The sequence below is a fragment of the Asticcacaulis sp. AC466 genome, assembly GCF_000495815.1.
In the GTDB taxonomy this organism is placed as follows: Bacteria; Pseudomonadota; Alphaproteobacteria; order Caulobacterales; family Caulobacteraceae; genus Asticcacaulis.
Genome location: NZ_AWGE01000007.1, coordinates 74,565 through 87,193, shown reverse-complemented (window position 1 = coordinate 87,193; position 12,629 = coordinate 74,565). Strand labels below are relative to the sequence as shown.

The window sequence follows — 12,629 nt, the reverse complement described above, 5'->3', positions numbered from 1 at the left end:
TACGAACGAATACGAAAGACATCCATGCGTTTATCGACAAAGGGACGTTATGCGGTCATGGCAATGACCGATCTGGCGCTGAATGCCCGCCCGACCGACAAGGGAAGTGACCGGGGCCGCCCAATTTCGCTGTCCGAAATTTCCGAGCGACAGCAGATTTCCCTGTCCTACCTTGAGCAATTATTCGCGCGACTGCGCAAGGCTGGCCTGGTCAGAAGTGCGCGCGGCCCGGGCGGCGGGTACACCTTGGCTCGCGATGCGGGGGCACTCTATGTGTCGGAAATCGTGTTGGCGGTCGATGAGCCAATAAAGGCAACGCGCTGCGAACTGACCTCCAACAAGTTGGGCGCGAACAAGCGGCTGTCCAAAGACCAGGCTGTGCGTGAAATCGGCTGCATGCCGGGCGGTCAACGCTGCCTGACACACAATTTGTGGGAAGATCTCGGCGTCGCCATCCACGACTACCTGTCTCAGGTTTCGTTGGAAGACATTATTCGCCGCCGCACGCGCAAAAAGGTTCAAATCACCTCACCCGAACCGGTGAAATCGTCCTTTGTGGAGGCCTAAGGCTTGGCCGATATCCTTTACCTCGATCACGCCGCGACATCGCCGCTTCGTCCCGAAGCGCGCGAGGCCTTTTTGCGCGCGTCCGATCTGGGCAGTAACGCGTCTTCGGTTCACAGTCTGGGCCGCAAGGCGAAGCTGCTACTCGAAGAAGCGCGCGCCGATATTCTGGCGGGCGTTAATGCCATCGGTACGGGCGGACTGGTCTTTACCTCAGGCGGCACCGAAGCCAATGCGCAGGCCCTGCATCAGGCGCAGACATTCGATTATGTCGTCGTCTCGGCCGGCGAACACGACAGCATTTACGGCGCAGTTGCCGGGGCGGTCGTGGCGCCTGTTACAGCCGACGGCGCTGTCGATCTCGATGGCCTCGCCCGAGTGTTGGACCGCCCAGGTCGGCCATTCGTATCTGTTATGCTGGCCAATAACGAAACCGGCGTCGTCAATGACATAGCTGCGGTTGCGGCACAGGTCCACGCCCGTGACGGTTGGCTGCACGTAGATGCCGTTCAGGCCTTAGGCAAAATCAATATCGATTTCGCTGCCCTGGATGCGGATTCTTTGTCGCTGAGCGCGCACAAGATCGGTGGCGGGCAGGGCGTAGGTGCGCTGATCTATAACCGTGACCGCACGGTAAAAGCTCTGATCGGCGGTAGCGGCCAGGAATTGGGGTTGCGCGCCGGGACGGAAAACATTCCCGGCATAGCGGCATTCGCGGCGGCGCTTAAGGCTTGCCACGGGGTGAGCGACGATTTATCCAGCGCACAAAAATCGGTGGAGACCGCTTTAAAGGCGTTGGGCGTCACCATCTTAGGTGAAGCCGCCGGTCGGGTTCCGGGCATTTTATATATTGCCCAGCCGGAGTGGGCGTCGTCGCTGCAACTGATCCACATGGATATGGCTGGTATCTGCGTCTCATCCGGCTCCGCCTGTTCGTCTGGCAAGGTGAAATCCAGTCGCGTCTTGACGGCGATGGGGTGGCCTGATCTGGCCGATAAGGTTTTACGAATATCCGGTGGCTGGACGACACGGCCCGACGATTGGCAGAAATTTTTGGCCGTTTGGTCAAAGGGTTATGAAGTGTATTTGAAGCGTCACAATAATTTGCGTATAACTGGGGAAGTCGCCTGATGGCCGCCGTCAAGGAAACCATAGATACGGTCGCCAAGCTCGAAACCTATGAGCACGGGTTCGTCACCGATATCGCCATGGAGTTTGCCCCCAAGGGGTTGAATGCCGATATCGTGCGTTTTATCTCGGCTAAAAAGAATGAGCCGGAATGGATGCTGGAGATGCGGTTGGCCGCTTACGAACGCTGGCTAACCATGGAAGAACCCGACTGGGCCAAAGTGCACTATCAAAAGGTCGACTATCAGGACCTCTATTTCTACGCCGCGCCGAAGAAGAAGGACGGCCCGAAATCGCTTGACGAAATCGACCCTGAACTGCTGAGAACCTATGAGAAACTCGGCATCCCATTGCGCGAACAAGAGGTGCTGGCCGGTGTTGTCGGTGCCCCGAAATATGCCGTCGATGCAGTCTTCGATTCAGTGTCGGTCATCACGACCTTCAAGGATGAGCTTAAGAAGTCCGGCGTCATTTTCTGCGCGATTTCAGAGGCTTTGCGCGAATATCCTGATCTGGTGCGGCAATATCTCGGCTCGGTCGTACCGGTGTCGGATAACTATTTCGCGGCCTTGAACGCTGCTGTCTTTTCCGATGGCTCGTTTGTCTATGTCCCGCCGGGCGTGCGCTGCCCAATGGAATTGTCTACCTATTTCCGTATCAATGCGGAAAATACCGGCCAGTTCGAACGCACCCTGATCATCGCCGACAAGGGCGCGTATGTGTCGTACCTGGAAGGGTGTACGGCGCCGCAACGGGACGAAAATCAGCTTCACGCCGCCGTGGTCGAACTGGTCGCGTTGGACGAGGCCGAAATCAAGTATTCGACGGTGCAGAACTGGTATCCCGGCGACGCGGAAGGCAAGGGCGGCATCTACAATTTCGTGACCAAGCGTGCCGATTGCCGCGGGGTACGGTCCAAGGTGTCGTGGACGCAGGTCGAAACCGGATCGGCTGTGACCTGGAAATATCCGTCCTGCATCCTGCGCGGTGACGACAGCGTCGGCGAATTTTACTCTATAGCGGTCACCAACGGCGCTCAGCAGGCCGACACCGGCACCAAGATGATCCATCTGGGCAAGAACACGCGGTCGCGCATTATTTCCAAGGGCGTGTCGGCGGGCAAATCGTCGAATACCTATCGCGGGCTGGTCTCAGCCCACGCCAAGGCCACGGGGGCGCGCAACTTCACGCAATGTGACAGCCTGCTGATCGGCAAAACCTGCGCGGCCCACACGGTGCCCTATGTCGAAAGCGATACGGCGAAAGCCCAGTTTGAGCATGAGGCGACCACCACGCGCCTGTCCGAAGATCAACTGTTCTACGCCATGCAACGCGGCCTCAGCCAGGAAGAAGCGGTAGCGCTTCTCGTCAACGGCTTCGTCCGCGATGTCTTGCAGGAACTGCCCATGGAATTCGCCGTAGAGGCACAAAAACTCGTCGCCATCAGCCTTGAAGGCTCGGTGGGTTAGGAATTAGTGACATGCTTTCGATCAAAGACTTAACCGTCTCCGTTGACACCAAGACGATCCTCAAGGGGCTGACGCTCGACGTGCCGGCCGGAGAGGTCCACGCCATCATGGGCCCCAACGGTGCTGGCAAATCTACCCTTGGGTACGCTCTGGCTGGCCGACCGAACTACCAAATCAAGGGCGGCAGCGTAACCTTCAACGGCGAAGACCTGATGGACAAGGACGTGCATGAACGCGCCGCCGCCGGGCTATACCTGTCGTTCCAGTATCCGCTGGAAATTCCCGGCGTGCCGGCGCTGACCTTCCTGCGCACTGCGTTGAACGCGCAACGCAAGCTGCGGGGCGAAGCCGAAATGTCCGCGCCGGATTTCCTGAAGCGTGTGCGTGAGGTCGCCAAGACGTTGAAAATCGACATGGATATGCTGAAGCGCCCACTCAATGTTGGCTTTTCCGGCGGCGAAAAGAAGCGCATGGAAGTGCTTCAAATGACGCTTCTGGAACCTAAGTTCCTTATCCTCGACGAAACCGATTCCGGTCTGGATATTGATGCGCTGAAGGTGGTGTCGGACGGAGTCAACGCCCTGCGTGCGCCGGACCGCGGCATGCTGGTCATCACCCACTATCAACGATTGCTCGATCATATCAAACCGGACCGGGTTCATGTGCTGGTCGCCGGCCGGATCGTCCGTTCAGGCGGCCCGGAACTGGCGCTGGAACTGGAAGCCAACGGTTACGACCGTTATGTCGGAGAAGCGGCGTAAATGTTGACTCACATCGACATTTTCGATCCGTCGTCCTATCCGACCCGTCGTCAGGAAGAATGGAAATATTCCGACCTGTCGCGGGCGCTTCGCGTCGTGCCTGCGTCATCGGATGTGCATCGCCACGCCGAAACCGTCACTGTGCCAGCGGGCGAAGCCGTCATACGCCTGGACGTATACGACGCGTCCGCGCCGGTTGTGCACGAAGACCTGCGGTTTACGCTAGGCGAAGGCGCGTCCCTGACCCGTATCGTCATTCTAGATGAAGCCGACACGACTGTCTCCATTCGGCAATCCATCGTTGAGACGGCGCCCGGCAGCGTGTTCCGGCAATATGTCTTTTCGACCGGCGCTCATTTTCAGCGCTTCGAAACCCATGTCAACCACGCCGGCCATGGCGCACAGGTCGAGTTGCACGGCGCCTATCTGCTGAAGGGCAAGCGCCATTTCGACCTGACGACACGCGTCAACCATACCGATGTGGACGGCGTCACTCAGCAGTTGATCAAAGGATTGGTCAAGGATCAGGCGACCGCCGTCTTCCAGGGCCGTATCCTGGTTGAGAAGGGCGCGGACGGCACTGATGCCCGGATGCGGCACCAGGCGTTGATCCTGAACGATGGCGCGCATATCCGCGCTAAGCCCGAGCTTGAAATCTACGCTGACGACGTGCAATGCGCCCACGGCAATACCATCGGGGCGCTTGACGAAGAAGCCCTGTTCTTCTGCCAGAGCCGCGGGATTCCCGAAGATATGGCCCGCGCCATGCTGACACATGCGTTTGTTCTGCCCGTCGCCGATCAGATCGAAGACGAGGGCTTGCGCGCCCGCGTTCTGTCATTCCTTGAAAACGCATCGGGAGATTTCCATGCCCTTTGACGTTGAAAAAGCCCGCGCCGACTTCCCCATTCTGTCGCGCGAGATCAAGGGCAAGCCGCTGATCTATCTCGATAGCGGCGCCAGCGCGCAAAAGCCGAATGCCGTCATTGACGCCATGAGCACCGCCATGCGCCATTCCTACGCCAATGTGCATCGCGGCCTGCATACCTTGGCCAACGAAACGACGGACGCATACGAAGCTGGCCGGGAAACAGTGGCGCGGTTCATCGGCGCGGACACGAATGAGATCGTCTTCACCAAGTCGGCGACCGAGGCCATCAATCTGGTGGCCTATAGCTGGGGCGAGCGCCTGCAAGCCGGTGACGAGATATTGACGACCGAGATGGAGCACCACGCCAATATCGTGCCGTGGTACATGCTTGCCCAACGCAAGGGCGTAAAGCTGAGATATGTGCCGATCCTCGACGACGGCTCACTCGACATGGCGGCGTTCGATCAATTGTTGACGCCCAAGGTCAAGCTGGTCGCCGTAACGCATATGTCAAATGTGCTGGGCACGATCAATCCTATCCATGACATCGTCACCAAGGCACACAGTGTTGGCGCCAAGGTCATGGTCGACGGCTGCCAGGGCGTTGTTCACCTGCCGGTGGATGTTAAGGCGCTTGATGCAGACTTTTACGCCTTTTCTGCCCACAAGCTGTACGGCCCCACCGGCCTGGGTGTTCTTTACGCCAAGGCGGATATTCTCGAAGACATGCCGCCCTGGCAGGGTGGTGGCGAAATGATCGCGCACGTATCCAAGGAAAAGATTACGTGGAACGAACCGCCGCACCGTTTCGAAGCCGGGACGCCCGCTATCCTGGAGGTCATCGGGTTGAAGGCCGCGATCGACTGGTTACTACAGTTTGACCGCAGCGAGATCGCGGCACATGAGCATGCGCTTTATCAACGCGCCCATGACCGCCTGAGCCGCATCAACTCCCTGCGCATTCATGGCGAAGCGCCAGGGAAGGGCGCCATACTGACCTTCAGCCTGGGGCAGGCTCACGCGCACGACGTCGCGCAGATACTCGACCGCTACAATGTCGCTGTGCGCGCCGGCACCCACTGCGCCGAACCCTTGATGACCCGTCTGGGCGTAACCTCTACCGTTCGCGCCTCGATCGCCCTATATAATACAGACGCCGAGATCGACGTTCTGGCCGAGGCCGTGGCCAAGGCCCAATCCTTCTTCGCTTAGAGTGTGAGTCCGATGACCCAAACCGTTGAATCTCAAGAATCGTTGTTCAGCCTGGACGATATGGGGGCAAACCAGCCCTCTGCGCTGGCGCAGGAGGAATTGACGCGCCTGACAGATGACTTGATCGCGGCCTTCAAGACGGTGTTCGATCCGGAAATTCCCGTCGACATCTATGAGCTGGGTTTGATCTACAAGGTGGACGTGTCTGACGACCGTGATGTCGTCGTCGATATGACCCTGACCGCACCAGGATGCCCCGTGGCGGGTGAAATGCCCGGATGGGTCAAGGAGGCCGTTTTGACGGTCAAGGGCATCAATAGCGCCGAGGTCAATCTGGTATTCGATCCTCCTTGGGAGTCGTCGAAAATGAGCGACGAAGCCAAGCTGCAACTGAATATGTTCTAATCATGAATATGGAACTTACCCCCCGTCCGCGTCGCCCACGTCCTGCCGTCGTGTCTTTGACCGAGGCTGCGGCCACACAGGTCAAGGCCATTATGGCACGGGCCGATAAGCCCTATGTCGGGCTGCGCGTTGGTGTGAAGCAGGGCGGCTGTGCCGGCCAGGAATATGTTCTGTCCTACGCCGAAGAGGTCGGCCCGATCGATGAAGTGGTCCACGATAAGGATGTGACGATCCTTATCGAACCAAAGGCGGTGCTTTATCTGGTCGGTACGGTCATCGACTATGAGACAACCAAATTGGCATCCAAGTTCGTGTTCAACAATCCAAATGAGACGGACGCCTGCGGCTGTGGCGAAAGCGTGACCATAAAGCCGGTCGAAGCCGAATAATTAATCGGTTACGAGAACCGACGGCGTTAAAGGCTTTCCGGTCGCCTCACTGATCAGCTCTTGCGAACGCGCTTCGATGCGATCACGCAGCAGGGTCAAGAATTCATCCTTGGCCATGCCCGGCGCGATGGGTTCAAGGAATTCAAGCACTGCGGTGCCGGGCGTTTTGCTGTAGCGGTCTTCCTGCCAAAACAGGCCTAGGTTAGTAGCGACTGGCACCACTTGCATATCGAAATTATTCATCATGTGCCAAACACCGGACCTGTAGCGGCGATAGGTGCCCGGCGCATTGAGATGGCCTTCTGGGTAAATCAGGATGCTTCGGCCATCCTTCGCAGCGTCGGCCGACCGCGACGCCAGGTTTTTGCGCGCCTCGATCCCCCCGCAATTGTTCACGACAATCGCACCCAGCTTGGAGAGCAGGGTGCTCATCAAGGGATACTTTTCAAGGTGATCCCCGGTTACAAAGGCCAGGTCATCGAACTGGGAATAGATGCAGAAACCGTCCCCCCAACTGTGATGCTTGCAGGCGAAGATAACCGGCACTTTCGGGACATTTCGACGTCCACGTACCTCCAGTTTGATTCCGGCAAATACGCGCATCGCCTGGACCATACGGCGGGTATAGCGCTTGATAATCCACTTCACGGGCTGACGCCCAGGCAGCAACGTCAGCACCAAGGCCATAAAACTGTAGGTAACCGACAAAAACCAATAAGCCACGGCAAATGCAAAACTGCGCATAACATCTCCCCCAAATAACGAAGCCGATTTGAACATTGTTCAAATCGGCTGTCAACTCTTATCGACAAGGATGGGTCAGGCAGCAGATGAAGCGGCGTTCACGTCGTCGGCGAGGGTTACGCGGTTACGTCCATTATTCTTGGACATGTACAAGGCCTTGTCAGCGCGGTCGAGCAGGTCGAAGGAGTCTTCACCATATTCACGTTGCGCCACGCCGGCCGAAATGGTGACCGTACCCAGATCTTCATTGGTCGAACGGCGTTTAAGGACGCGTGACGCAATCTCAGTGCGCGCTTCGTTGAGCAGACGCTCCACTGTCGCTGAGCTTTCTCCCGGAAAGAGCAGGCCGAATTCTTCTCCGCCGTAACGGGCGGCCAGGCGCGGCGGACGACCGATACGGGCAAGGACGGAGGCAACATACCGCAGGACCTGATCGCCCGTCTGGTGGCCCCACGTGTCGTTGAAACGTTTGAAATGGTCAATATCGATAACGGCCAGCGTCAGCAGGGACGAGAGATCCTCGCTACCACAATGCGCATCCAACGCTTCGTCAAAAGATTTGCGGTTGGCCAGATTGGTCAAGGCGTCGGTCATCGCTTCCATACGCACCTGATCCAGGTGCTTACGCAGACGGTTCACTTCACGCGACGATTCCGTCAGGCGGTTTTCCAGTTGGTTGTGCTGTGTCAGGACCGCATTGGTGGCTTCGGTCAGGCTGTCGATCAAGCCGCGCAAGGACAGTGTTTCAACTGCACTCATAGAGCGCTTGGCGCCTTCCAAGGTTTCGCCGTAGGTCTTCTGCGCCTTCTGTGCATCGACAATGACTTCGGTAATGGAGGCCAGTTCGCGCGTCAGCTTAAGACCCGCGTCGCGGACCTCATCGTTCAACTTCAGGCGCGCGATGAATTTGGAGGCCAGGCTTTCAGACACATCCTCGGTGATGACTTCACCTGCAGCGATGAGGCGCTGAATTTCTTGAGCAAGCGGACATTCGGGATCGCCGGCGACATAGAGCCAAAGTTCATAATTGAGAGGCGTGGGCCAAACCCCATGATCCTGCATCAATCGCAAGGCTTCGCCAGCCAAAGCATACGCGGCGGGGCTGCGGACGCTGATCTCTATGTCGTTGTTCATTCGTTATGGCGCCCTTTCGGACGCCTCCCCTGGCGCTCTCGGCGTGACCCGATTCTTCGGATAACGCCGACATGATAAACGAACTTCTCTGACAGGCGGTTAACGAAAAATGCAAAATCGCTGCAAATTTTAAGCTTTGATCGTAACCGGACGCATCATGAACGCAGGCATGTGCTCACCGAAAGGCGCGCCAACATCCACGTTAGCATCTGAATTTTCTACTCTTTTTTCCTTGGCAGCGGGACGCCGCGGCTCTCGTCTAGGCGACCGTACCGGTGGCGCAACCTCAGTTTCGATCTCTGCGGATTTTGTACTTTTTTCAGGGATTAAGGGTTCGGGCGGCGCGATTCGTTCGACTGCCGCTTCTTTCGGCTTGTGATCACGATCCCGGTCACGCCCGCGGCCCTTACCTGATTCGCGACGCGGCGACCGATCAGAAGTGCGAGGTGCATCATTGAGTTGCGAATAGTCGATATCAAGCTCAAGGACAGCCGGATCTTTCTTGATGAGCTTGACGACCTTGTCGTAATTTTTTTCGTCCTGCGGGGAGAGCAACAAGTAGGCTTCGCCGGAACGGCCGGCGCGGCCTGTACGGCCGACGCGGTGGACGTAGTCATCGGCATGAATAGGCGCATCGAAATTGAATACGTGTCCAACGGCCGGGATATCCAGCCCACGGGCGGCGACGTCGGAGGCCACCAGTAAGGTAAGCTCACCCTTACGGAAGGATTCCAGCGTACGCATGCGCAGAGCCTGATCCAGATCGCCGTGAATAGGAGCCGCATTGAAGCCGTGCACGCTGAGCGATTTGGCCACTATATCAACATCAGTTTTGCGATTGCAGAAGACGATGCCGTTCTTGATATCCAGAGTTTTGAGCAGGGCGCGCAGGGCAATCCGCTTAGCCCGGACATCCTTGTGCGGCACGCGCAAAACGTACTGCGTGATGTTCTCGTTGGTCGAGGCGGGACGCGCAACTTCGATGCGCACCGGATTTTTGAGAAACGCTTCAGTCAGGCGTGTAATTTCCGGCGGCATGGTCGCGGAGAAAAACAGGGTCTGGCGTGTAGGCGGGGTCAGCTTGAAGATGCGCTCAATATCCGGGATAAACCCCATGTCCAACATCCGATCGGCTTCATCGACGACCATAATCTGCACACCATTGAGCATGACCTTCGAGCGTTCGAACAGATCAAGCAAACGACCCGGCGTCGCGATCAACACGTCGACACCCTTGTCCAGCTTGGCCACCTGATCCGCCATGGATACGCCGCCAATAAGGAGTGCCCATGTCAGCTTGTGATACTTGGCGTATTTTTCGAAGGCTTCGGCGACCTGATCGGCCAATTCGCGCGTCGGCGCCAACACGATGGAGCGTGGCATGCGCGCCTTGGAGCGGCCGGCGGCCAGACGCTCGATCATGGGGAGTGTAAAGGCGGCGGTCTTGCCTGTGCCGGTTTGGGCGATGCCCAGGACGTCCAGTCCTGTCAGAGCAACCGGAATCGCCTGTTCCTGGATTGCGGTAGGTGTATCGTAGCCTGTTTCGGCGACGGCTCTGAGCACTTGTTCGCTCAGGCCGAGATCGGTAAATTTCGTCATGACACTCTTTGGTCGGAAAGGCTTACGATCAGGCAAACGAACTTGCGGGATGGTAAGCCGGCGCGCCGATCGTGGCGCTAAAGATGGGCGGCCTGTGCCGATACAGCGAATTCCATTGTCGCAAACGCATCGACACGCGCAGGCCAACTCATGGCCCGCGCGTGTCTGATATCAGAATTCGCAACAATTAACAGGTTTTTCTTGAGACTACCGGCTAAACGTCGAGGTCATTGGCCGCGAATTCGGCATGATCCTGAATATAGCGATAACGCAGTTCCGGCTTGCGCCCCATTAGCGTCTCAACCAGATCCTCAATGTCTTCCTCGTCATGGGGCAAGGTTACGCGCGCCAGCGTCCGGGTCTTTGGGTCCATGGTCGTTTCCTTGAGCTGCGCAGGCATCATTTCGCCCAAACCTTTGAAACGACCGATTTCAGTCTTCTTGCCCTTGAAATGCTTGGCCAATATCTCGGCGCGGTGCGCATCATCCTTGGCATAATGCGTTTCCTTACCATGACTTATCCGGTAAAGTGGCGGCATGGCCAGGAACAAATTACCGTTTCGAATCATGCCCGGCATGGTCCGGTAGAAGAAAGTAATGAGCAGGGACGCAATGTGCGCCCCGTCCACGTCGGCATCAGTCATTATGATGATGCGTTCATACCGCAGGTCGCTATCCTTGAACTTGGCGCCGGGCTGCACACCGAGCGCCAAACCGAGATCGGACAATTCGGCATTGGCGCGCATCTTGTCGCCTGTGGCAGAGGCCACGTTCAAGATCTTGCCGCGCAACGGCAGGATCGCTTGGGTGTTGCGGTTACGGCCCTGTTTGGCGGAGCCGCCGGCGGAATCCCCTTCGACGATGAACAGTTCTGTACCGATGGCATCCTGGCGGGCGCAATCGGCCAACTTGCCCGGTAAACGCAGCTTACGCGTTGCCGACGCACGCGCGACTTCCTTATCCTTGCGCCGCTTCAGACGCTCTTCGGCACGTTCCACGATGAACTGGAGAATGCGATCGGCCTGCTTTGGCGAAGACGTCAGCCAATGATCAAACGGATCGGCCAGCGCCTTTTCGACCAGACGCTGAGCATCGCTGGATGACAAGCGATCCTTTGTCTGGCCCTGAAATTCAGGATTGCGGATGAAGACAGAAATGACGATGCCGGCCTGAGCAGACACGTCTTCTGCGGTTATCAGCCCCCCGCGTTTGTCACCTGTCATTTCCGCATAGGACTTCAGCGATCGGGTCAACGCTGCGCGCAGGCCTGCTTCGTGAGTGCCGCCATCGGGCGTCGGAATGGTGTTACAATAGCTCTGGCAGAATCCGTCATATTCGCCAAATCCAGCGCCGGACCATACAACGGCCCATTCGACGGCACCGGCTTCGCCCTTACGCTCGACGCGGCCGGAAAAGATTTCGCTAAGGGTTTCGGTATCCTTTACGCGCTCGGCCAAATAGTCGGCCAGGCCATTCGGGAAGTAGAACTTGTCCTCGGCCGGTGTCTGATCCTGAATGAGATCCTGCGCACATTTCCAGTAAATCTGCACGCCGCGGAATAGATATGCCTTGGCCTTAGCCATGCGGTACAGGCGCGCAGGCTTGAAATGCGCGCCCTGACCGAAGATTTCCGGATCAGGCAGGAATCGCTCAAGCGTACCTTTTTTCTTGGACGGTCCCACCTGGACGACGTCCGTCAGCTTATGGCCCTTAGAGAAGCTCTGCTGCCATTCGAAGCCGTCGCGCCAGACGGTGACTTCCAACTTTTCCGACAGAGCATTGACAACGGAAATACCGACGCCATGCAGACCGCCGGACGTTTCGTAAGCCTTGCCGGAGAATTTGCCGCCGGAATGCAGCATAGTCATAACCACTTCAAGCGCCGACTTGCCTGGATATTTTGGGTGCGGGTCGACCGGAATGCCACGGCCATCGTCGCGGACGCTAAGATAGCCCTCCTTGTCCAACTCGACCCAGATCGCCTTGGCGTGGCCGGCGACGGCTTCGTCCATGGCGTTATCGAGCACTTCAGCGAACAGGTGGTGCAACGCTTTTTCGTCAGTGCCGCCAATGTACATGCCCGGCCTTTTGCGCACGGGTTCAAGCCCTTCCAGGACTTCGATGCTCGACGCACCATACCCTGCGTCCACTGTCGCAGGCTGATGGGGCTTGGCAATGGGCTTGACGGTGTCCGCGACCGTAGCGGGGGCGGGAGACACTGGGGACGACATTGCCGGCACAGGCGCACCGGTCGTTTCCGCAGCAGGCTGCGAAGCTGGGGAGGCGGGCTCTTCGCCGCCGAATAGAGAATGCTGGCTACTGGAGGTCATATTGGAAACATGTGGTGATTCGGT

12 protein-coding genes are annotated in these 12,629 nt (G+C 57.7%); 8 read left to right on the top strand and 4 right to left on the bottom strand.

Going from position 1 to position 12,629, the window contains the following annotated elements:
- Positions 1–24 precede the first annotated feature (24 nt).
- Genes AEAC466_RS30940 through AEAC466_RS30905 form a run of 8 tightly spaced genes read left to right on the top strand, consistent with a single transcriptional unit; the run spans position 25 to position 6,799 of the window.
- Positions 25–567: an Rrf2 family transcriptional regulator gene (locus tag AEAC466_RS30940; RefSeq protein ID WP_023457675.1), complete on the top strand. Its 543-nt coding sequence runs from the start codon at positions 25–27 to the stop codon at positions 565–567.
- Positions 568–570: 3 nt separating this feature from the next.
- Positions 571–1,695, top strand: coding sequence for a cysteine desulfurase family protein (locus AEAC466_RS30935; protein ID WP_023457674.1), 1,125 nt, complete (start codon positions 571–573; stop codon positions 1,693–1,695).
- Complete coding sequence (sufB, locus tag AEAC466_RS30930; RefSeq protein ID WP_023457673.1) at positions 1,695–3,161, top strand: Fe-S cluster assembly protein SufB; 1,467 nt, start codon at positions 1,695–1,697, stop codon at positions 3,159–3,161. Before AEAC466_RS30935 ends, sufB begins: the two co-directional genes overlap by 1 nt.
- Positions 3,162–3,172: 11 nt before the next feature.
- Positions 3,173–3,922 carry a Fe-S cluster assembly ATPase SufC gene (gene sufC, locus AEAC466_RS30925; protein ID WP_023457672.1) on the top strand — a complete coding sequence of 250 codons (750 nt, stop codon included), beginning with the start codon at positions 3,173–3,175 and terminating at the stop codon, positions 3,920–3,922.
- Positions 3,923–4,801 (top strand): Fe-S cluster assembly protein SufD, encoded by an 879-nt coding sequence (gene sufD, locus AEAC466_RS30920; RefSeq protein WP_023457671.1) that lies wholly within the window; start codon positions 3,923–3,925, stop codon positions 4,799–4,801.
- Positions 4,791–6,005, top strand: coding sequence for an aminotransferase class V-fold PLP-dependent enzyme (locus AEAC466_RS30915; RefSeq protein WP_023457670.1), 1,215 nt, complete (start codon positions 4,791–4,793; stop codon positions 6,003–6,005). The genes sufD and AEAC466_RS30915 overlap by 11 nt, the downstream gene beginning before the upstream one ends.
- Positions 6,006–6,017: 12 nt before the next feature.
- Complete coding sequence (locus AEAC466_RS30910) at positions 6,018–6,410, top strand: SUF system Fe-S cluster assembly protein (protein ID WP_023457669.1); 393 nt, start codon at positions 6,018–6,020, stop codon at positions 6,408–6,410.
- A gap of 2 nt (positions 6,411–6,412) precedes the next feature.
- On the top strand, positions 6,413–6,799 hold the full coding sequence (locus AEAC466_RS30905; protein WP_023457668.1) for a HesB/IscA family protein: 387 nt from the start codon (positions 6,413–6,415) through the stop codon (positions 6,797–6,799).
- On the opposite strand, the gene AEAC466_RS30900 is transcribed toward AEAC466_RS30905, so the two are convergent.
- The 4 genes from AEAC466_RS30900 to parE all read right to left on the bottom strand — a co-directional run bounded on the left by AEAC466_RS30900 (position 6,800) and on the right by parE (position 12,605).
- A complete protein-coding gene (locus AEAC466_RS30900) occupies positions 6,800–7,543 on the bottom strand; it encodes a lysophospholipid acyltransferase family protein (RefSeq protein WP_031238502.1) in 744 nt (247 codons plus the stop codon).
- A gap of 75 nt (positions 7,544–7,618) precedes the next feature.
- Complete coding sequence (locus AEAC466_RS30895) at positions 7,619–8,677, bottom strand: GGDEF domain-containing protein (RefSeq protein ID WP_023457666.1); 1,059 nt, start codon at positions 8,675–8,677, stop codon at positions 7,619–7,621.
- 129 nt (positions 8,678–8,806) lie between these two features.
- Entirely contained in the window at positions 8,807–10,276 is a 1,470-nt protein-coding gene (locus AEAC466_RS30890) for a DEAD/DEAH box helicase (protein WP_023457665.1), read from the bottom strand.
- A 214-nt stretch (positions 10,277–10,490) separates the two neighbouring features.
- A complete protein-coding gene (parE, locus tag AEAC466_RS30885) occupies positions 10,491–12,605 on the bottom strand; it encodes a DNA topoisomerase IV subunit B (protein WP_031238501.1) in 2,115 nt (704 codons plus the stop codon).
- Positions 12,606–12,629: the final 24 nt, after the last annotated feature.